Consider the following 20,093-nt stretch of genomic DNA (forward strand, 5'->3'; position numbering starts at 1 on the left):
CGCGTGGGAACGCCGGGGCGGGGCCCAACCGTCCGGGACGGTGATCGGCTTTCCGGCCCCGACACGCCCGCGGCCGGACCCCCGGGGGGATCCGGCCGCGGTACGTGCGGGCTCTCAGGCGCCGGAGCGCGCTGCGGCCTCCTTGCCGGGGCCGGTGTAGTCGTCGCCGTAGGCACCCTTGGAGGGGCGGCGGCGGCGCAGCGGCGGCTCCACGCCGTCGGCGAGGCGCCGGGCGGTGAGCAGGAAGCCGGTGTGGCCGATCATGCGGTGGTCCGGGCGGACCGCGAGGCCCTCGATGTGCCAGTTGCGGACCATGGTCTCCCAGGCGGACGGCTCGTTGAACGTGCCGTGCTCGCGGATCGCCTCGACGGTGCGGGCCAGCTGGGTGGTGGTGGCCACGTAGGCGCAGACGATGCCGCCGGGCACCAGGGCCTTGGACACCGCCTCCAGGCACTCCCAGGGCGCGAGCATGTCGAGCACGACCCGGTCCACGTCGGTGTCGGCCAGGTTGTCCTGGAGGTCGCCGACGGTGAGCTGCCAGGCGGGGTGCTCGCCGCCGAAGTAGCGCTCCACGTTCTGGCGGGCGATGTCGGCGAAGTCGGCACGGCGCTCGTAGGAGTGCAGCATGCCCTGGTCGCCGACGGCGCGCAGCAGGAAGGTGCTCAGCGAGCCGGAGCCGACACCGGCCTCGACCACCCGCGCACCGGGGAAGATGTCGGCCATCGCGAGGATCTGGCCGGCGTCCTTCGGGTAGACGACGGCCGCTCCGCGCGGCATGGACAGGACGTAGTCGGGGAGCAGGGGGCGCAGCGCGAGGTAGGCGACGTTTCCGGTGGTACGGACGACACTGCCTTCGGGAGCACCGATCAGCTCGTCGTGGGGGAAGGCACCCTTGTGGGTGTGGAAGCTCTTCCCGGCCTCGAGCGTGAAGGTGTAGTGGCGTCCCTTTGGGTCGGTGAGCTGGACCTGGTCCCCGACCTGGAAGGGGCCGCGACGGCGGGCGGCACCGGTCGGTTCGGACATGGGGGCAACCCTAGTCCAGTGCGCTGCGGGGACCGAATCGGGGCCGTACCGGCCGCCGTGACCGACCCGCCCGCGCCGTCCGCCGGGGTGCGGGCGGACTCAGCCGGACTGCTTGGCCATCGCGGCCACGAACGCCCGCTCTACGTCGCTGGTGGAGAGCACGCCGTAGATCTCCCCGGTCTCCTCGACCACGAGGTACTCCGTGGCCGGGTTCTCCTTCAGGTGGTCGATGAGCTGCTCGCCGGCCAGTTCGGCGGAGACCCGCATGCCGTCGGTGAGGTCCTGGGCGAGTGTGCCCACCGGTACCCAGGGGCGGCGGTGCTCGGGCACGGGGACGATGCCGCTCTCGCGCACGACGGCGGTCGGGTCGCCCTGGCCGTCGACGACGACCAGCGCCCGCGCACCGGCCTCGTTGGCGCGTCGCAGCGCCTCCGACAGCGGTGTGTCGGCTGTGACGGGGACCGCGCGGCGGGTAAGGCGCCGGGCGCGCAGGTCGGGCAGGCGGGCGCGCAGCCTGGCCATGCGCAGGCTGTTGCCGGCGCCGGTCCAGATGATCGCGGCGAGGATGGCGGCGAGCAGCGCGTCGGTGAGCGAGTTGAGGTTGCTGACACCCTCGCCCCGGGAGAGGCCGCCGGCGTGGGTGGCGAGCGGCAGACCGATCAGCACCGCGACCGCGAGGCCGCGTCCGGTCCAGGCGGCGGCGACGGTGCCGGTCATCGGGTCGCCGCTGAACTTCCACACCACGGCCCGCAGCATGCGCCCGCCGTCGAGCGGCAGGCCCGGCAGCAGGTTGAACGCGGCGACGATGAGGTTGGAGATCATCAGTCCGGCCAGCAGCACGCCGGGCACGCTGCGCGGCTCGACGGGCTGCATGGCGAGGTAGAACACGCCGCCCAGAACCAGGGAGAGCAGCGGCCCGACGAAGGCGAGCACGAACTCCCGCCCCGGGGTCTCGGACTCCTTCTCGATCTCCGAGACGCCCCCGAAGAACTGGAGTTGGATGCGCCGCACCGGCAGCTTGAACCGCAGCGCGGCCACGGTGTGGGCCAGTTCGTGCACCAGGACGGAGCCGTAGAAGGCCACGGCGAAGAAGAGCGCGATGAGGTAGCGGACGGCGCCCAACTCAGGCAGGACCCTGTCGAGTTGCCCGCCGAACACCCAGGTGATCAGGGCCGCGACCAGGAACCAGCTGGGCGCCACGTAGACGGGCACGCCGAAGGGGCGGCCCATGAGGATGTTGCCGCCGCCTTCGCGCGGGCGCCGGGGACGGCCGTTCCCCGGGGACTTCTCCCCGGTCGGCTGCGTCGGCTTCCCGCTGTTGTCCGTGTCTCCCACGGGCTCCCCTCGGTCCTGCTTGGTCGCGCACCACGCGGCGTGTCTGCTGCTGCCCCGTGGGGCCACCGGTGCTCCCGTCGATGGTATGTGCCCCGGTGTCAGTGTCGGGCCTTAGGGTCTTGGTCCATGGGAACCACCGCCGACCGGCCCGCCGCGCCGCCCCGCTCGCTGTCCCCCTCGCGGGCGGCCGACTTCATGCAGTGCCCGCTGCTGTACCGCTTCCGGGTGATCGACAAGCTGCCGGAGAAGCCGAGCGCGGCGGCTGCCCGGGGCACCGTGGTGCACGCGGTGCTGGAGCGCTTGTTCGACAGCCCCGCGGCGCAGCGCAGCGTGCCGCGGGCGCGCGGGCTGGTGGCGGGCGAGTGGGAGCGGCTGCTGGCGAAGCGGCCGGAACTCGCGGAGCTGTTCGCGGCCGACACCGAGGAGGACGCGGAGCTGGCGCGCTGGCTGGCGGAAGCCGAGGCGCTGGTGGAGCGGTGGTTCTCGCTGGAGGACCCGACGCGGCTGGAGCCCGCGGAGCGGGAGCTCTTCGTGGAGGCGAAGCTCGACTCGGGTCTGCGGTTGCGCGGCATCATCGACCGGGTGGACATCGCGCCCTCCGGTGACGTGCGCATCGTGGACTACAAGACGGGCAAGGCGCCGCGCCCGGAGTACGCGGCGGGCCCGATGTTCCAGATGAAGTTCTACGCGCTGGTCCTGTGGCGGCTGCGGGGCGTGGTGCCGCGGCGGCTCCAGCTGGTCTACCTCGGCAGTGGCGACGTGCTCACCTACGATCCGAACGAGGACGACCTCGCCGCGGTGGAGCGCAAGCTGCTGGCCCTGTGGGAGGCCATCCAGCTGGCGACGGACTCCGGCGACTGGCGGCCGAAGCGCAGCCGGCTGTGCGACTGGTGCGACCACCAGGCGCGGTGTCCGGAGTTCGGCGGCACTCCCCCGGCCTACCCGCTGATGATCCAGCCCAGGCTGCCGCTGGACGATCTCCCGTCCGGCCCGGCGGCTGCCGCCCCCGCCACGGAGGCGCCCGCCGGCACGGCTGCCGCCTCCGGTGCGGCGGACGAGGGGACGGCCTCGCAGTCGGGGCCCGACCCGCGTCCGTAGCCGGCCTCGGCGGCCGGTCGGGGGCGGCGGGCAGCCCGGCGGGATCTTCGGCGCGGTGTTGGGCGACAATGGGCGCGTTCCCACCCGGCGGCATGTGAAGGAGTTCCCGTGGCAATCCGCGTCCTGCTGGTGGACGATCAGCCACTGCTGCGCACCGGCTTCCGGATGATCCTGGAGGCCGAAGCGGACCTCGCGGTGGTCGGCGAGGCCGGGGACGGCCTGCAGGCCCTGGACCAGGTGCGGGTCCTGCAACCCGACGTGGTGCTGATGGACATCCGCATGCCGCGGATGGACGGCGTGGAGGCGACCCGCCAGATCACCGGGCCGGCCAAGGACGGCCCGGCGAAGGTGCTGGTGCTGACGACCTTCGACCTGGACGAGTACGTGGTCGAGGCGCTGCGGGCGGGCGCCAGCGGCTTCCTGCTGAAGGACGCCCCGGCCCAGGAGCTGGTGCAGGCGATCCGGGTGGTGGCCGCCGGTGAGGCGATGCTCGCGCCCAGCATCACCCGGCGGCTGCTGGACAAGTACGCCGAGCGGCTGCCGACGGGCGACGACCCGGTTCCGGACACCCTGCACACGCTCACCGACCGGGAGGTGGAGGTGCTGAAGCTGGTGGCCCGGGGGCTGTCGAACGCGGAGATCGCCGCGGACCTGTTCGTCAGCGAGACGACGGTGAAGACGCACGTGGGCCATGTGCTGACCAAGCTGGGGCTGCGGGACCGGGTCCAGGCAGCGGTGTACGCCTACGAGAGCGGCCTGGTGCGTCCCGGCGCGCAGTGAGGCGGCCCGCGGAGCTGTGGACGCCCTCCCCGGCCCCTGGCGGGGGCGGGGAGGGCGTCCACAGCTCCGCGGGCGGCGCAGCCGCCGGGTGGCTCAGTCCTGCGCGTTCTTGCTGATCTCCCAGAAGCGGAAGACGGTGGAGGCGTCGAGCGTCCACTCCAGTCCGGCGATGTTGTCCTGTGCGACGGCGTACTGCTTGCCCTGCCAGATCGGCAGCAGCGGCAGGTCCTCGGCCACCTGGTCCTGGATGGCGGCGAAGTCCTCGACGGTGGCGGACCGGTTGCTCTGAGCGGCGGTCCTGGGCAGCAGGTCGTCGGTGATGCGTCCGGCGTCGTAGTTGTTGTGCAGCACGTTGCCGTCGCCGAAGAAGGGGGCGGTGAAGTTGTCGGCGTCCGGGTAGTCGGGCACCCAGCCCTTCACGTAGACGCCGTACTTGCCCTTGGCGATGTCCGCCTCGTACCGGCTGAGTTCCACGCTCTTGACGTCGGCGTCGAACAGGCCGCTGGCGTTGAGCTGGGCGGCGATGGCCTCCAACTCGGCGTCGGTGGCCGGGCCGTAGCGCACGGGGGTGGACCACAGGGTGAGTTCCACCTTGTCGGTGATGCCCTCCGCCCGCAGGGCCGCGGCGGCCTTCTTGGGCTGGGGGCGCTCGCCGAACCGGTCGAAGAAGGCCGTGTTGTGGCCGGTGATCCCGGCCGGGACGAGGGAGTAGAGCGGTTCGGCGGTGCGCTGGTAGACGTCGCGCATGAGGGTGGACCGGTCGACGAGGTAGGCGATGGCCTCGCGTACGCCGGTCTGTCCGGCCACCGGGTCGTCCAGGTTGAACACCAGGTGGTGGACCTCGGCGCTGCTGCCCTCGACGATCTTGATGCCGTTCTTGGCGCTGGTCGTGGAGTTCTCCAGCTCGGCGATGTCCTCGGCGGACAGTCCGCGGTAGGCCAGGTCGACGTCCCGGCGGTCCAATGCCTCGCGGAGATCGCCGTGGTCGTCGTAGAAGCGCAGCCGCAGCCCGGAGTTCTGCGCCTCGGCGGCACCGCGGTAGTCGCCGTTGGCCGAGAAGACGGCCTCCTCGTCGTTGAAGCTGTCGAGGGTGTAGACGCCCGAGCCGGCAGCCTTGTTGTCCTCACGCAGCGCGTCGGCCGGGTACTCGCGGTGGTCCACGATGGAACCGGCACCGGAGGCGATCTTCTGCGGGAAGGTCGCGTCTGAGGTGTTGAGCTTGAAGACGACCGTGCGCGCGTCGGGGGTCTCCACACTGTCGATCGACTGGAGCATGACGGCCGGGCCGTCCTCGTCGTTGATCTTCAGGGTCCGGTCGAAGGAGTGCTTGACGTCCTTGGCGGTGAGGTCGTTGCCGTTGCTGAACTTCAGGCCGTTCTTGAGCGTGCAGCGGAAGACGCGGCTCTTGCGGTCGGTGAAGCCGCACTGCTCGGCGGCCTCGGGCTGCGGTTCGGTGCTGCCCTTGGGGAAGCTCAGCAACGACTGGAAGACGTTGTTGAAGACCAGCCAGGACCCCGGGTCGTAGCCGGAGGCCGGGTCGGTGGAGAACACCTTGTCGGTCATGCCCATGCTGATCCGGGCGTCCTTGCCGACGCTGCCGTTGTCGCTGGCGCCGCAGCCGCTCAGCAGCACCGCCATGGCGGCCGTGGCCGCGGGCAGCGCCGCCCGCTTCTTTCGGTTGCTCACGCGCACGTTCCCACTTCGTTCGGCGGTCGGCGGGCCGGTGCCCGTCGACCGTGTTTCGCGGCGGCCCGGCCGGCCCGCCCCGGGATCAGCTCTGCGCACCGCGGCCCAGCTCCCACAGCTGGAGCACCGCGGAGGAGTTCAGGGCCCACTCGACGCCGGTGAGGCCGTCGCGCGCGGCGAGGTACTGCTTGCCCTGCCACAGCGGCAGCACGGGCACGTCCTCAGCGATGAGGTCCTGTGCGCGGACGAAGTCCGCCGTGGCCGCGGCCCGCTCGGTGCGGGTCCGGGACTGCGGCAGCAGCTGCTCGGTGATCTTGCGGTTCCGGTACGGCATGTTGAGGAAGTTGTCCTTGCCGAAGAACGGCGCGATGAAGTTCTCCGCGTCGGGGAAGTCCGGGACCCACCCCATGCCGTAGACCTCGTACGCGCGGTCGGTGGCAGCCGGCCGGTAGGACTTCCACGGCACGCCCTTCACCTTCACCTCGAACAGCCCGCTGCGGTTGAGCTGGTCGCGCAGCGCCTCGAACTCCTCGCCGGTCGCGGGCCCGTAGTAGTCCGTGGTGTGCGTCAGCGTGAGGCGCACCGGGGTCTCGACACCCGCGTCGGCGAGCAGCGCGCGGGCGGCTTCCCTGTCGGGCTCGCCGTAGGTGTTGTAGAACGAGTTGCGGTGGGACGGCAGCCCGCCGGGGACCAGGGAGTACAGCGGTTCTGCGGTGCGCTGGTAGACGTCCCTGACCAGGGCCTTCCGGTCCACCAGCTGGGCGACGGCCTGCCGCACGGCCTTGTCCTGGACGGCGGGGGCGTCGGTGTTGAAGACCAGGTAGCGGATGCCCTGACCGGGCATCTCGACCAGGTTCACGCCGTCCGAGTCCTCCAGGCCCGCGATCTGCTCGGGGGACAGTGTGCGGTTGACCAGGTCCACGCTGCCGCTCTTCAGGGCGGACTCCAACTTCTCGGAGTCGCTGAAGAAGCGCATCTCGATCTTCTTGTTCTTGAGTTCGAGCGTGCCGCTGTAGTTGCCGTTGCGGCCCAGGACGGCGCGGTCCTCGTCGACGGACTCGACCGTGTAGGGGCCGGAGCCGACCACCTGCACGCCCTCGTACAGACCCTTGGCCGGGTACACGTCGCTGTCGACGATGGCGGCGGCCGGAGTGGCCAGCTTGTACGGGAAGGTGGCGTCCGGCTTCTTCAGGTGGAACACCACCTCCTTGCCGGAGGGGGCCTCCACCTTGTCGATGTTGCTCAGCAGCGACGAGGGGCCGTTGGGGTCCTTGATCGCGAGCACCCGCCGGATGGAGAACTCCACGTCCTCGGCGGTGAGCTCGCTGCCGTTGGAGAACTTCTGCCCGCCCTTGAGGGTGCAGCGGTACTGCTCGTTGCGGGAGTCGGTGAACGCGCAGGTGTCGGCGGCGTCCGGCTCCGGCTCGGTGCCCGACCGGGGCAGCCTCAGCAGGGACTGGTAGGTGTTGCGCAGGACGTTCCAGGAGGCCACGTCGTACGCCGCCGCCGGGTCGAAGGGCGCGGGGGTCTCCTTCGAGGCCGAGAAGGTGTCGGTGGTACCGACGACGATCGTGTCACCCCCGGCCGCCGGTCCCTCCTGCGCACCGCACCCGGCGAGTGCGACGGCCAGAACTCCCGTCAGCGCGGGCAGCACGACGATTCTGCGATTCATGTTCGGTGGTCTCCTCAGCCGGCGCCGGGCGGTTCCTGGTAATGCGTGGTGCCGGCAAGCAGAGATTAGTAGTTGGGATAGCCGCCCCCTGAATCCGGAGCCGCGGCGCAGCACACCCGCAGGCCTGCCACGCCTGCCGCATCCGCTATCCGGACGGCTGCGTGAACAGTGCGAGCCGCCACCAATCCGGACACATGGGTGCGTCACAAGCCCGGCAAAGCCCCCAAGGGGCGTCCGTCGGCGCCGCCGACCGACCGGCACGGGGTGACCAGGATCACCCGGATCCCCGAAAAGCGGACAGGCCGGATCAGGCCACCGGATACATCACGGAGAATGACGACCCGACGCGGGGTGTTCACCGGCAGTTTTCGCGTTCCGACCGGAACGGCACACTCAGTGCCCGGGTGTGATCAGAGAGCGCAGAAAGGGCAGGTCGACCTGTTCCAAAGAGCGGACCACGGTGCGGCCGGGCACAGGCTCGATCCTGCTGATGGAGGGCACGGCCACCACACGGCAGCCGGCGGCCTCGGCGGCGGTGACCCCGGTGACGGTGTCCTCCACGACCGCGCACCGGCCCGGCTCCGCGCCCAGCAGGCGGGCCGCCGTCAGGTAGGGCTCCGGGTGCGGCTTGGTCCGCTCGACCTCGTCGCCCGCCACCGAGAGGTGGAAGTACTCCGAGCCGACGGAGGCCAGTACCCGGTCGATGACCGTCCGGTGCGAGGCGGACACGAGCGCGGTGGGCACCTCGTGGGCTGCCAGCTGGCTCAGCAGCCGGCCCGCCCCGGGCATCAGGGTGACGCCTTGCTCCAGCCGCGCGGTGAAGGTCGAGTTCAGCAGCGGTGTCAGCTCGTCGACGGTGATGTCCGCGCCGGTGACCCCGATCAGGTAGGCGGCGCTGCGGCTCATGGGCCCGCCCACGACGACCTCGCGGTGGTGGTCGGCGAGGTGGTGCCCGAGCTGCGCGAACACCTCCCTCTCGGCGTCCCACCAGTAGTCCTCGGTGTCCACGAGAGTGCCGTCCATGTCGAGCAGCACGGCCTGCAGCGCCGAGCCCTCCGCCGAACGGGTGGCAAGGGCGGGGATCGAGCTGGTCATCCGCGTACACCTCCGTAGGAACGGGAAGGCCGGTTGCCGCTTCGGTGAAGAAGGGCAACCGGCCTCTACCGGACCGATCATTGTACGCGGGGTACGGCTGTCAGCTACCGGGCGTTGAAGTACGTGGCGTCCGGGTGGTGCAGCACGATGGCGTCGGTGGACTGCTCCGGGTGCAGCTGGTACTCCTCGGAGAGCTTCACCCCGATGCGCTCGGGCTGGAGCAGCTCGGCGATCTTCGCCCGGTCGGCCAGCTCGGGGCAGGCCCCGTAGCCGAGGGAGAAGCGGGCGCCCCGGTAGCGCAGCGCGAACATGTCCTCCATGGCCTCGGGGTCCTCGGCGGCGAACCCGAGTTCCGCGCGCACCCGGGCGTGCCAGTACTCCGCCAGAGCCTCCGCGAGCTGCACCGACAGGCCGTGCAGCTCCAGGTAGTCCCGGTAGGAGTCGGCGGCGAAGAGGTCGGCGGTGGCCTCACCGATGCGGGAGCCGACGGTGACGACCTGGAGGCCGACGACGTCGGTCTGTCCCGACTCCCTGGGCCGGAAGAAGTCCGCGAGGCACAGTCGCCGCCCCCGGCGCTGGCGGGGGAAGGTGAAGCGGGTGCGCTCGGAGCCGTCGTCGTGGAGCAGGACGAGGTCGTTGCCCTCGGAGTGGCACGGGAAGTAGCCGTGGACGACGGCCGCTTCCAGCAGGTTGTCCGTGTGCAGCTTGTCCAGCAGTCCGCGCAGCCGCGGGCGGCCCTCGGTCTCGACCAGCTCCTCGTAGCCCGGCCCGTCCCCGCTGCGCGCCTGCTTCAGCCCCCACTGGCCCTTGAAGAGGGCGCCCTCGTCCAGCCAGGAGGCGTACTCCTTGAGCTGGATGCCCTTGCTGACCCGGGTGCCCCAGAACGGCGGCTCGGGCACCGGGTTGTCGGCTGCCACGTCGGAACGGGTGGTGTCCTCGACCTCCTCGACGGACGCCGCGCCGCTGTCGCGGCGGGCCACCCGGCGCTGCCTCAGTTCGGGCAGCGCGGCCCCGGGGACGCCGCGCTTGACCGCGATGAGTGCGTCCATCAGGCGCAGCCCCTCGAAGGCGTCGCGGGCGTAGCGGACCTCGCCCTGGTAGACCTCGTGCAGGTCCTGCTCGACGTAGGCGCGGGTGAGGGCGGCGCCGCCGAGGATGACCGGGTAGTCGGCGGCCATGCCCCGCGAGTTCAGCTCCTGCAGGTTCTCCTTCATGATCACCGTGGACTTCACCAGCAGCCCCGACATGCCGATGACGTCGGCCCGGTGCTCCTTGGCGGCGTCCAGGATCGCGCCGACGGGCTGCTTGATGCCCAGGTTCACCACCGTGTAGCCGTTGTTGGAGAGGATGATGTCGACGAGGTTCTTGCCGATGTCGTGCACGTCGCCGCGCACGGTGGCCAGCACGATCGTGCCCTTGCCTTCGGCGGCCTCACCGTCCGCGGCCTTCTCCATGTGCGGTTCCAGGTGCGCGACGGCCGTCTTCATCACCTCGGCGGACTGGAGCACGAAGGGCAGCTGCATCTGCCCGGAGCCGAACAGCTCACCGACCACCTTCATGCCCGCCAGCAGGGTGTCGTTGACGATGTCCAGCGCGGGCCTGGTCTGCAGCGCCTCGTCCAGGTCGGCCTCCAGACCGTTGCGCTCGCCGTCGATGATGCGGCGCTGCAGGCGCTCGTCGAGCGGGAGTGCGGCCAGCTCCTCCGCCCGGGTGGCGCGTACGGAAGTGGCGTCGACCCCCTCGAACAGTTCGAGCAGTCGCTGCAGCGGGTCGTAGCCCTCGCGTCGGCGGTCGTGGATCAGGTCGAGTGCGACCTCGACCTGCTCGTCCTCCAGGCGGGCGATCGGCATGATCTTCGACGCGTGCACGATGGCCGAGTCCAGACCGGCCTTGACGCACTCGTCGAGGAAGACCGAGTTGAGCACGATGCGCGCGGCGGGGTTCAGGCCGAAGGAGATGTTGGACAGGCCCAGCGTGGTCTGCACCTCGGGGTGGCGCCGCTTCAGCTCCCGGATGGCCTCGATGGTGGCGACCCCGTCCTTGCGGGACTCCTCCTGGCCCGTGCAGATGGTGAAGGTGAGGCAGTCGACGAGGATGTCCTCCTCGCGCACGCCCCAGTTGCCGGTCAGGTCCTCGATCAGCCGCTCGGCGACGGCGACCTTGTGCTCGACGGTGCGGGCCTGGCCCTCCTCGTCGATGGTCAGCGCGATCAGGGCGGCGCCGTGCTCCGCGGCGAGCGCGGTCACCTTGGCGAAGCGCGAGTCGGGGCCGTCACCGTCCTCGTAGTTCACGGAGTTGATGACGGCCCGGCCGCCCAGCTTCTCCAGACCCGCCCGCAGCACCTCGATCTCGGTGGAGTCCAGGACGATCGGCAGCGTGGAGGCGGTGGCGAACCGGCCGGCCAGCTCCGCCATGTCGGCGGCGCCGTCCCGACCGACGTAGTCCACGCACAGGTCCAGCATGTGGGCGCCCTCGCGGATCTGGTCGCGGGCCATCTCCACGCAGTCGTCCCAGCGCCCCTCCAGCATCGCGGTGCGGAACTTCTTCGACCCGTTGGCGTTGGTGCGCTCGCCGATCGCCAGGTAGGCGGTGTCCTGACGGAAGGGGACCGTCTGGTAGAGCGAGGCGGCGCCCGGCTCGGGGCGCGGGTCGCGCGGTGCCAGCTCCGCACCCCTGACCCGCTCGACGACCTGGCGCAGGTGCTCGGGCGTCGTGCCGCAGCAGCCGCCCACCAGGGACAGGCCGTAGTCGCTGACGAAGTTCTGCTGCGCGTCGGCCAGCTCGCCGGGGGTCAGCGGGTAGTGCGCCCCGTCCTTGCCCAGCACGGGCAGGCCGGCGTTCGGCATGCACAGCAGCGGGACCCGGGAGTGGCGGGAGAGGTAGCGCAGATGCTCGCTCATCTCGGCGGGGCCGGTCGCGCAGTTCATGCCGATCATGTCGATGCCGAGCGGTTCGAGCGCGGTCAGTGCGGCGCCGATCTCCGAGCCCAGCAGCATGGTGCCGGTCGTCTCCACGGTGACCGAGACGATCACCGGCAGGTCGGCGCCCCCGACCGCGGCGAGCGCACGCCGGGCCCCGACCACGGCGGCCTTGGTCTGCAGCAGGTCCTGGGTGGTCTCCACCAGCAGGGCGTCTGCGCCGCCGGCGACAAGGCCCTCGGCGTTGGCCTGGTAGGCGTCCCGCAGGGTGGCGTAGGGGGCGTGGCCGAGGGTGGGCAGCTTGGTGCCGGGGCCCATCGAGCCGAGCACCCAGCGGGCGCGGCCGTCACCGCCGGTGAAGCGGTCGGCGACCTCGCGGGCGATCCGGGCGCCGGACTCCGACAGTTCGAAGACCCGCTCGGGGATGTCGTACTCGGCCAGTGCGGCGTGGTTGGCGCCGAAGGTGTTGGTCTCGACGCAGTCGACGCCCACCGCGAAGTACGCCTCGTGCACGGAGGCGACGATGTCGGGGCGGGTGATGTTGAGGATCTCGTTGCAGCCCTCCAGCTGCTGGAAGTCCTCCATCGTCGGGTCCTGGTCCTGGAGCATCGTGCCCATGGCGCCGTCTGCGACCACGACCCGGGAGGCGAGTGCCTCGCGGAGGGTCTCAGGTTCGGCGGCGGGTGTTGTCGGCGCGTGGTGCGAGGACATGTGGGTGCTCCCTGGAGTGCGACGGCTGTCGGCTTTGCGTCCGGTGTGGGGCGGACGCACCCGGCAAGGGTATCCGCACGGCCCTTTCCCGCCCTGAGGCGTTCCGAGGCGTGGACCGCCGTAGACTCGCATCGATTACCACGGGAACGACATGATCCGATACCGTTCGGCATTGTCGACCACCGGCCGGTAGGCCGGCCCGGGAGAAAGAGGTTTGACCGATGGCCCGGAGTATCCAGTCCCTGGAGCGGGCAGCTGCGGTACTGCGCCTGCTCGCCGGCGGCGAGCGCCGACTCGGACTTTCCGACATCGCGTCCACCCTCGGGCTCGCCAAGGGCACCGCCCACGGCCTGCTGCGCACCCTCCAGCAGGAGGGCTTCGTCGAGCAGGACGAGGCGTCCGGCCGCTACCAGCTGGGCGCGGAGCTGCTCCGCCTGGGCAACAGCTACCTCGACGTGCACGAGCTGCGCGCCCGTGCCCTGGTCTGGTCGGACGACCTGGCCCGATCCAGCGGCGAGGCGGTCTACCTGGGGGTGCTCCACCAGCAGGGCGTGCTGGTGGTGCACCACGTCTTCCGGCCGGACGACAGCCGGCAGGTGCTGGAGATCGGCGCGATGCAGCCGCTGCACAGCACCGCCATGGGCAAGATACTGGCGGCCTACGACCCCGTGGCGCACAGCGAACTGGTGGACGGCGAGCGGCAGGCGTTCACCGAACGGACCACGACCGGACTCTCCGACCTGGAGGGCTGCCTCGAACTGGCCAGGGCGCGGGGGTGGGCGTCCGACCTGGAGGAGACCTGGGAGGGCGTGGCCTCCGTCGCCGCACCCATCCACGACCGCCGCAGGCTGCCGGTGGGGGCGGTCGGCGTGACCGGGGCGGTGGAGCGCCTCTGTGAGAACGGCGCCATCCGACCAGGACTCATCGCCTCCGTACGCGACTGCGCACGCTCGGTGTCCCGCGACCTCGGGGCCAGCCGCTTCTAGAACAGGCCGCCTGCGCCACTGCAAGCCACAATTGAGACACGTTCGAAGAGCCCGTTACCCAACCTCTTGACGATGCCCCCGAGGAGGACAACACTGCCGTTCGGCGGTCGACAATGTCGAACACCGGACGGGACCCGGTTCCGCCATCCCCCTGTGAACAAAGGAGTCGCGGGTGTCCAGCTCCGACATCATCATCGGCGAGATCATCGGAACCGCCGTTCTCATCCTCCTGGGCGGCGGCGTCTGCGCCGCTGTGACCTTCAAGCGCTCGAAGGCGTACAACGCCGGCTGGGTCGCCATCGCCTTCGGCTGGGGCATGGCCGTGCTCACCGCCGCCTACATGGTGGCCGGCGTGTCGGGCGCGCACATCAACCCGGCCGTCACCGTGGGCCTGGCGGTCCAGGGCGGCACGGAGTGGGCCGACGTGCCGCTCTACGTCATCTCCCAGCTGATCGGCGCGATGATCGGCGCCGCGCTGGTGTGGATCGCCTACTACGGCCAGTTCCACAGCCACCTGACGGACCGCGAGATCGTCGGCGAGGCCGACCGCGACCCCACGCAGAAGCCGAAGACCGCCGGCCCCGGTCCGGTGCTGGGCATCTTCTCCACCGGCCCGGAGATCAGGAAGTACTGGCAGAACCTCGCAACGGAGATTATCGCCACCGTCGTCCTGGTACTCGCCATCCTGACCCAGGGCCTGAACCAGGACGGTGACGGCCTCGGCCCGCTCGGCGTGCTGATCGTCTCGCTGGTCGTCGTGTCGATCGGCCTGTCGCTGGGCGGACCGACCGGTTACGCGATCAACCCGGCCCGCGACCTCGGCCCGCGCATAGTTCACTCGCTGCTGCCGCTGCCGAACAAGGGCGGGTCGGACTGGGCATACGCCTGGGTACCCGTCGTCGGACCGCTGATCGGTGGCGCGCTGGCCGGCGGCATCTACCAGCTCGCGTTCGCCTGAGGACCTTCGACCACTTCGACTTCCGGGAGCTTCCACAATGACTGACAGCCACTCCACCGGCCCGTTCATCGCCGCGATCGACCAGGGCACCACCTCCAGCCGCTGCATCGTCTTCGACACCGACGGCCGCATCGTCGCCGTCGACCAGAAGGAGCACGAGCAGATCTTCCCCAAGCCCGGCTGGGTCGAGCACGACGCCGCGGAGATCTGGACCAACGTCCAGGAGGTCGTCGACGGGGCCGTGCGCAAGGCCGGGATCACCCGTGACGACGTCAAGGCGATCGGCATCACCAACCAGCGCGAGACGACGCTGCTCTGGGACAAGGCCACCGGCGAGCCGGTGCACAACGCACTGGTCTGGCAGGACACCCGTACCGACGCGCTCTGCAAGGAACTGGGCCGCAACGTGGGCCAGGACCGCTTCCGCCGCCAGACCGGGCTGCCGCTCGCGTCCTACTTCGCCGGCCCCAAGATCCGCTGGCTGCTGGACAACGTCGAGGGCCTGCGCGAGCGCGCCGAGCGCGGCGAGATCCTCTTCGGCACCATGGACTCCTGGGTCATCTGGAACCTCACCGGCGGCACCGACGGCGGCGTGCACGTCACGGACGTCACCAACGCCAGCCGCACCATGCTGATGAACCTCCACACCATGGCCTGGGACGAGAAGATCTGCGACTCCATGGGTGTGCCCATGGAGCTGCTGCCCGAGATCCGCTCCTCCGCCGAGGTGTACGGCGAGGCCGCCAGCGGCGCGCTGGCCGGCGTGCCGGTGGCCTCCGCCCTCGGCGACCAGCAGGCCGCGCTGTTCGGCCAGACCTGCTTCTCCACCGGTGAGGGCAAGTCCACCTACGGCACCGGCACCTTCCTGCTGATGAACACCGGCACCGAGCCGATCAACTCCTACAACGGCTTGCTCACCACCGTCGGCTACCGCATCGGCGACCAGGACCCGGTCTACGCCCTGGAGGGCTCGATCGCGGTCACCGGTTCGCTCGTGCAGTGGATGCGCGACCAGATGGGGCTGATCAGCACCGCGGCGGAGATCGAGACGCTCGCCAGCTCCGTCGAGGACAACGGCGGTGCCTACTTCGTGCCGGCCTTCTCCGGCCTTTTCGCCCCCTACTGGCGCTCCGACGCCCGGGGCGTCATCGCCGGCCTGACCCGGTACGTGACCAAGGCGCACCTGGCCAGGGCCGTGCTGGAGGCGACCGCCTGGCAGACCCGGGAGATCGTCGACGCCATGTCGAAGGACTCCGGCGTGGAGCTGACCGCGCTGAAGGTCGACGGCGGCATGACGTCGAACAACCTGCTGATGCAGAACATCGCCGACTTCGTCGACGCGCCCGTGGTGCGCCCGATGGTCGCCGAGACCACCTGCCTCGGCGCCGCCTACGCCGCCGGCCTCGCCGTCGGCTACTGGCCCGACACCGACACGCTGCGCGCCAACTGGCGCCGGGCCGCCGAATGGACCCCCCGAATGGACGCGGAGACCCGCGACCGCGAGTACAAGAACTGGCTCAAGGCCGTCGAGCGGACCATGGGCTGGATCGAAGAGGAGAACTGATCAGAATGAACACCCTGCAGAGCGTCCCCACCCTCGGGGCGCACCCGGCTGCCGGTCCCAACCCAGGCCGGGCCGAGGCCAGAGAACTACTCGCGAACGCGACGTACGACCTCCTGGTCATCGGCGGCGGCATCCTGGGCACCTCGGTCGCCTGGCATGCGGCGCAGTCGGGGCTGCGGGTGGCGATGGTGGACGCCGGCGACTTCGCCGGCGCCACCTCGTCCGCGTCCTCCAAGCTGGTGCACGGCGGGCTGCGCTACCTGCAGACCGGCTCCGTCAAGCTGGTCGCGGAGAACCATCACGAGCGTCGGGTGCTGGCCAAGGACGTGGCCCCGCACCTCGTCAACCCGCTCACCTTCTACCTGCCCGTCTACAAGGGCGGGCCGCACGGCGCCGCCAAGCTCGGTGCGGGCGTCTTCGCCTACTCGGCGCTGTCCGCGTTCGGGGACGGCGTCGGGCGGGTCATCTCGCCCGCCAAGGCCGCGGCGGACAACCCGGGACTGCGCACCGAGAACCTGAAGGCGGTCGCGGTCTACGGCGACCACCAGATGAACGACTCCCGGGTGGCCGTGATGACGGTCCGGGCGGCGGTGGAGTCCGGTGCCGTGGTGCTCAACCACGCCGAGGTCACCGGGCTGCGCTTCACCCACGGCCGGGTAACCGGCGCCGAACTGAAGGACCGTCTCGACGGTTCCGAGTTCGGGGTGAACGCCCGGCTGGTGCTCAACGCCACGGGGCCGTGGGTGGACCACCTGCGGCGCATGGAGCACGCGGGTGCGGCACCGAGCATCCGCCTCTCCAAGGGGGCGCACGTGGTCCTGAAGCGGCGCGCGCCGTGGAAGGCCGCGCTGGCCACGCCGATCGACAAGTACCGCATCACCTTCGCGCTGCCGTGGGAGGACCAGCTGATGCTGGGCACCACCGACGAGAAGTACGAGGGTGACCCCGCGGAGGTCGCCGCGACCGACGCCGACATCGACCAGATCCTGGACGAGGCGGCGATCTCGGTCCGCGACGAGCACCTGTCGCGCGACCTGATCACCTACGCCTTCGCCGGCCTTCGGGTACTTCCCGGCGGCCCCGGCGGCGTGGAGTCGGCGAAGCGCGAGACGGTGGTCTCCGAGGGGCGCGGCGGCATGCTGTCCGTGGCGGGCGGCAAGTGGACGACGTACCGGCACATCGGCCGCACGGTGATGAACCGGCTGGCCAAGCTGCCCGGCGGGCTGCTGAGCGAGGACATGCAGCCGGTGTCCACGCTGCCGCGCCGGGTGCCGCTGCCGGGCATCGCCAACCCGAACGCGGTCGCCCACCGGCTGATGGTCGACCGCGACCCGGGCACCCGCCCGGACCCGCTGACGGCCCGCCACCTGGCCACCCACTACGGCTCGCTGTCGTTCGACATCGCGCGGCTGGTGGCCCAGGACCCGGCACTGGGCGAGCGCATCCACCCCGACGGGCCGGAGATCTGGGCGCAGGTCGTCTACGCACGGGACCAGGAGTGGGCCATGACGGCGGACGACGTGCTGCGGCGCCGCACCACGCTGACCGTGCGCGGCCTGGACACCCCCGAGGTGCGCGAGCGCGTGCAGCAGCTGCTCGACGCCCGCGACGCCTGAGCCGTCCCAGGGGCCCGGGGGTCCGCCGCAGGTGACGGCGGACCCCCGGGCCCCACGTCTGCCCGGGAGCGGGTGCGGGCGCGGCGGTGCCGGACGGATAGGCGTGCGAGGGCTGCGGCTTGGGCAAGGTCACGCCGTAGGCTGGGCCCGCACGCAACACGAACGGCAGCCGGACAGGGGCGTCTCGCCTGCGTCCGGCACTGGAAGGAGGCACTGGGTGATCGAGCTCGAGGGGGTTCCCGAGCTGGTCGACCCGGTCATGGTGGCCGCGTTCGAAGGCTGGAACGACGCCGGCGACGCCGCCTCCACCGCGGTCGGGCACCTGGACCGGGAATGGAAGGGTGAGGTCTTCGCCGCGCTCGACGCCGAGGACTACTACGACTTCCAGGTCAACCGGCCGCACGTGTGGCTGGACGACGGGGTGCGCAAGGTGACGTGGCCGACGACCCGGCTCTCCGTGGTGCGGATCGGCGGCGACAAGCCGCGCGACCTGGTCCTGGTGCGCGGAATCGAGCCGAGCATGCGGTGGCGGTCGTTCTGCAACGAGCTGCTGGGCTTCGCCCACGAGCTGGGCGTGGAGATGGTCGTGGTGCTGGGCGCGCTGCTCGGCGACACCCCTCACACCCGGCCGGTTCCGGTCACCGGCATCACCTCCGACGCCGACCTCGCCCGCACTATGGGCCTGGAGGAGTCCCGTTACGAGGGGCCGACCGGCATCGTCGGCATCCTGCAGGAGGCCTGTACGCACGCCGGTGTGCCCGCGGTCAGCCTGTGGGCGGCCGTGCCGCACTACGTCTCGCAACCGCCCAACCCGAAGGCGGCGCTGGCCCTGCTGAACCGGCTGGAGGACCTGCTGGGCGTCCGCATCCCGCTGGGCGAACTGCCCGAGGACGCCAGGGCCTGGCAGGTGGGCGTGGACCAGCTCGCCGCCGAGGACACCGAGGTGGCCGAGTACGTGCAGTCGCTGGAGGAGGCCCGGGACACCGCCGAGCTGCCCGAGGCGTCCGGCGAGGCGATCGCGAAGGAGTTCGAGCGCTACCTGCGGCGCCGGGACGGTCAGCCAGGCGGTCCACCGGGCGGCACCCACGCGTCGGAGAGTGGCCTGGGCGGCGACGCGGGTTCCTACCTGCGCGATCCCGGCAGCGGCCGTTCCCGGCCGCAGTGGCACAAGCCGGGTGAGGCGAACGAGCCCCCGGAGCCGCCCGCCTCCGGTGAGGGCTCCGAGAGCGGCGACGGCCCCGACTGCTGAGAACCCCGCCCCCGCGGTCACCTTCCCGACTCCCCGGGGTCGGGTCAGCCCCACCCCCTGCGGCGGGTCAGCCGGATGGTTCGCGTCAGCGCGCCTCCGTAGCGTCCTGGACATGGATCTCACAGCGGGGAAGGGGCCGGGCCGACGCGCACCGGCCAGGGCGGCGAGGGCCGCGAGGACGACCACGGCGGCGGTGTGCGTGGGCGCGATGGTGGCCGCCGGCCTGCTGGCCACCGGAGCCACCGCGCACGGGGCGGATGCGGGCGGCGCGCAGCTGCGGCTGCAGAGGGACGCCGACGCGGTGCGCCACACCGGCGCCACCGGGCTGCTGGTGGAGGTGCGTGACGCCGCCGGTCGCACCACCACCGCCCGGTCGGGTGTCGCCGACCTGCGGCGGGGCGGGCCCGTGCCGCAGCGGTCCTACTACCGCATCGGCAGCGACACCAAGACGATGGTGGCGGTGGTGGCCCTCCAGCTCGTCGCCGAGGGCGCGTTGAGCCTCGACGACACGGTGGAGCGGAGGCTGCCCGGGGTGGTGGCCGGGAACGGCAACGACGGCAGCCGCGTCACTCTTCGAAACCTGCTCCAGCACACCAGCGGGCTGACCGACTACACCGACATCCTCTTCGAGGACCCCGAGAAACTGACTCCCGCGTACTACCGCGAGCACCGCTTCTCCGCGCAGACGCCCGGGGAGCAGGTCGCGCTGGCCATGACACGCGCGCCCGGCTGGCTGCCCGACGCCGACGACCCCGGCTCACAGACCCGTTGGGCCTACTCCAACACCAACTACGTACTGGCCGGCATGATCATCGAGAGGGTCACCGGCCGCCCCTGGGAACACGCGGTCCACGAGCGGATCGTCGAACCCCTGGGCCTGCGCCGCACCATGAGCATGGGGACGTCGGCGTACGTGCCCCGTCCCACCGCCTCCGGCTACACGCAGTTCCCCGGTCGCCGCGGACTGACCGACACCACGGTGTCGGTGGGCGGCGGTGCGGACGGCGGAGTGGTGAGTACCGCCGCAGACATGAACGTCTTCCTGCGCGCCCTGATGGGCGGCGACCTGCTGCCGCCCGCGCAGCTGGCGCAGATGCGCACCACCGTGCCGGCGCCGGTGGGCGACGACGGCGGTCCGGAACGCTACGGGCTGGGCATCGCCTGGCGCCCGGCCCCCGGATGCGCCGACGGAGTCTGGTACCACGGCGGCACCTCCTTCGGCACCGTCTCCGAGACGGCCGTGACCCCGGACGGGCGGGCGTCGGCCGCCGCGGCCGTCTTCACCACCCGCTTCGGCGACGAGAAGCGCTTCCTGGAGCAGGCCGCCGCCAGCATCCGGCTCGTCGACCGCGCGGTCTGCGCGAAACGCCGCTGACGCGCACGCCGGACGCACCCCGACGGG

General features: G+C 71.3%; 14 protein-coding genes. 8 read left to right on the plus strand and 6 right to left on the minus strand.

Translation table 11 applies throughout. The annotated features are described in order from the left end of the window. Nucleotides 1–114 precede the first annotated feature (114 nt). Entirely contained in the window at nt 115–1,023 is a 909-nt protein-coding gene (locus QNO07_RS08920) for a tRNA (adenine-N1)-methyltransferase (protein ID WP_283991143.1), read from the minus strand. 99 nt (nt 1,024–1,122) lie between these two features. Beyond that, a complete protein-coding gene (locus QNO07_RS08925) occupies nt 1,123–2,358 on the minus strand; it encodes a site-2 protease family protein (protein ID WP_283991144.1) in 1,236 nt (411 codons plus the stop codon). Nucleotides 2,359–2,484: 126 nt separating this feature from the next. Between QNO07_RS08925 and QNO07_RS08930 the strand changes: the two genes are divergently transcribed. Both QNO07_RS08930 and QNO07_RS08935 read left to right on the plus strand, forming a co-directional pair. Next, nucleotides 2,485–3,456, plus strand: a complete 972-nt coding sequence (locus QNO07_RS08930) for a RecB family exonuclease (protein WP_283991145.1) — start codon at nt 2,485–2,487, stop codon at nt 3,454–3,456. Between the two features lie 108 nt (nt 3,457–3,564). Continuing rightward, nucleotides 3,565–4,236 (plus strand): response regulator, encoded by a 672-nt coding sequence (locus QNO07_RS08935; protein ID WP_283991146.1) that lies wholly within the window; start codon nt 3,565–3,567, stop codon nt 4,234–4,236. A gap of 93 nt (nt 4,237–4,329) precedes the next feature. Here the strand turns inward: QNO07_RS08935 and QNO07_RS08940 are convergent, their stop codons facing one another. From QNO07_RS08940 to metH, 4 genes are all read right to left on the minus strand, one after another. Further along, the gene (locus tag QNO07_RS08940) at nt 4,330–5,922 is read right to left on the minus strand and encodes an ABC transporter substrate-binding protein (protein ID WP_502961801.1); all 1,593 of its coding nucleotides are present in this window, start codon (nt 5,920–5,922) and stop codon (nt 4,330–4,332) included. Nucleotides 5,923–6,007: 85 nt separating this feature from the next. Then, entirely contained in the window at nt 6,008–7,594 is a 1,587-nt protein-coding gene (locus tag QNO07_RS08945; RefSeq protein ID WP_283991147.1) for an ABC transporter substrate-binding protein, read from the minus strand. 393 nt (nt 7,595–7,987) lie between these two features. Further along, on the minus strand, nt 7,988–8,689 hold the full coding sequence (locus tag QNO07_RS08950) for an HAD family hydrolase (RefSeq protein WP_283991149.1): 702 nt from the start codon (nt 8,687–8,689) through the stop codon (nt 7,988–7,990). Between the two features lie 104 nt (nt 8,690–8,793). Beyond that, the gene (metH, locus tag QNO07_RS08955; protein ID WP_283991150.1) at nt 8,794–12,318 is read right to left on the minus strand and encodes a methionine synthase; all 3,525 of its coding nucleotides are present in this window, start codon (nt 12,316–12,318) and stop codon (nt 8,794–8,796) included. Between the two features lie 221 nt (nt 12,319–12,539). Between metH and QNO07_RS08960 the strand changes: the two genes are divergently transcribed. From QNO07_RS08960 to QNO07_RS08985, 6 genes are all read left to right on the plus strand, one after another. Further along, the gene (locus QNO07_RS08960; protein ID WP_283991151.1) at nt 12,540–13,304 is read left to right on the plus strand and encodes an IclR family transcriptional regulator; all 765 of its coding nucleotides are present in this window, start codon (nt 12,540–12,542) and stop codon (nt 13,302–13,304) included. A 172-nt stretch (nt 13,305–13,476) separates the two neighbouring features. After that, nucleotides 13,477–14,262 carry an MIP/aquaporin family protein gene (locus QNO07_RS08965; RefSeq protein WP_283991152.1) on the plus strand — a complete coding sequence of 262 codons (786 nt, stop codon included), beginning with the start codon at nt 13,477–13,479 and terminating at the stop codon, nt 14,260–14,262. 37 nt (nt 14,263–14,299) lie between these two features. Next, a complete protein-coding gene (gene glpK, locus QNO07_RS08970) occupies nt 14,300–15,826 on the plus strand; it encodes a glycerol kinase GlpK (protein ID WP_283991153.1) in 1,527 nt (508 codons plus the stop codon). A gap of 5 nt (nt 15,827–15,831) precedes the next feature. Further along, nucleotides 15,832–17,442, plus strand: a complete 1,611-nt coding sequence (locus tag QNO07_RS08975) for a glycerol-3-phosphate dehydrogenase/oxidase (RefSeq protein WP_283991154.1) — start codon at nt 15,832–15,834, stop codon at nt 17,440–17,442. Nucleotides 17,443–17,659: 217 nt separating this feature from the next. Next, nucleotides 17,660–18,691 carry a PAC2 family protein gene (locus QNO07_RS08980; RefSeq protein ID WP_283991155.1) on the plus strand — a complete coding sequence of 344 codons (1,032 nt, stop codon included), beginning with the start codon at nt 17,660–17,662 and terminating at the stop codon, nt 18,689–18,691. A gap of 208 nt (nt 18,692–18,899) precedes the next feature. Continuing rightward, a complete protein-coding gene (locus QNO07_RS08985) occupies nt 18,900–20,066 on the plus strand; it encodes a serine hydrolase domain-containing protein (RefSeq protein ID WP_502961805.1) in 1,167 nt (388 codons plus the stop codon). Nucleotides 20,067–20,093 lie beyond the last annotated feature (27 nt).

It is taken from the genome of Streptomyces sp. 549, from assembly GCF_030124175.1.
GTDB lineage: Bacteria > Actinomycetota > Actinomycetes > Streptomycetales > Streptomycetaceae > Streptomyces.

Excerpts from the sequence above, each read along its gene's own strand:
- QNO07_RS08920 (WP_283991143.1), bottom strand. The coding sequence starts at position 1,023 with ATGTCCGAACCGACCGGTGCCGCCCGCCGTCGCGGCCCCTTCCAGGTC.
- QNO07_RS08930 (WP_283991145.1), top strand. The coding sequence starts at position 2,485 with ATGGGAACCACCGCCGACCGGCCCGCCGCGCCGCCCCGCTCGCTGTCC.
- QNO07_RS08945 (WP_283991147.1), bottom strand. The coding sequence starts at position 7,594 with ATGAATCGCAGAATCGTCGTGCTGCCCGCGCTGACGGGAGTTCTGGCC.
- QNO07_RS08950 (WP_283991149.1), bottom strand. The coding sequence starts at position 8,689 with ATGACCAGCTCGATCCCCGCCCTTGCCACCCGTTCGGCGGAGGGCTCG.
- metH (WP_283991150.1), bottom strand. The coding sequence starts at position 12,318 with ATGTCCTCGCACCACGCGCCGACAACACCCGCCGCCGAACCTGAGACC.
- QNO07_RS08960 (WP_283991151.1), top strand. The coding sequence starts at position 12,540 with ATGGCCCGGAGTATCCAGTCCCTGGAGCGGGCAGCTGCGGTACTGCGC.
- glpK (WP_283991153.1), top strand. The coding sequence starts at position 14,300 with ATGACTGACAGCCACTCCACCGGCCCGTTCATCGCCGCGATCGACCAG.
- QNO07_RS08975 (WP_283991154.1), top strand. The coding sequence starts at position 15,832 with ATGAACACCCTGCAGAGCGTCCCCACCCTCGGGGCGCACCCGGCTGCC.
- QNO07_RS08985 (WP_502961805.1), top strand. The coding sequence starts at position 18,900 with ATGGTGGCCGCCGGCCTGCTGGCCACCGGAGCCACCGCGCACGGGGCG.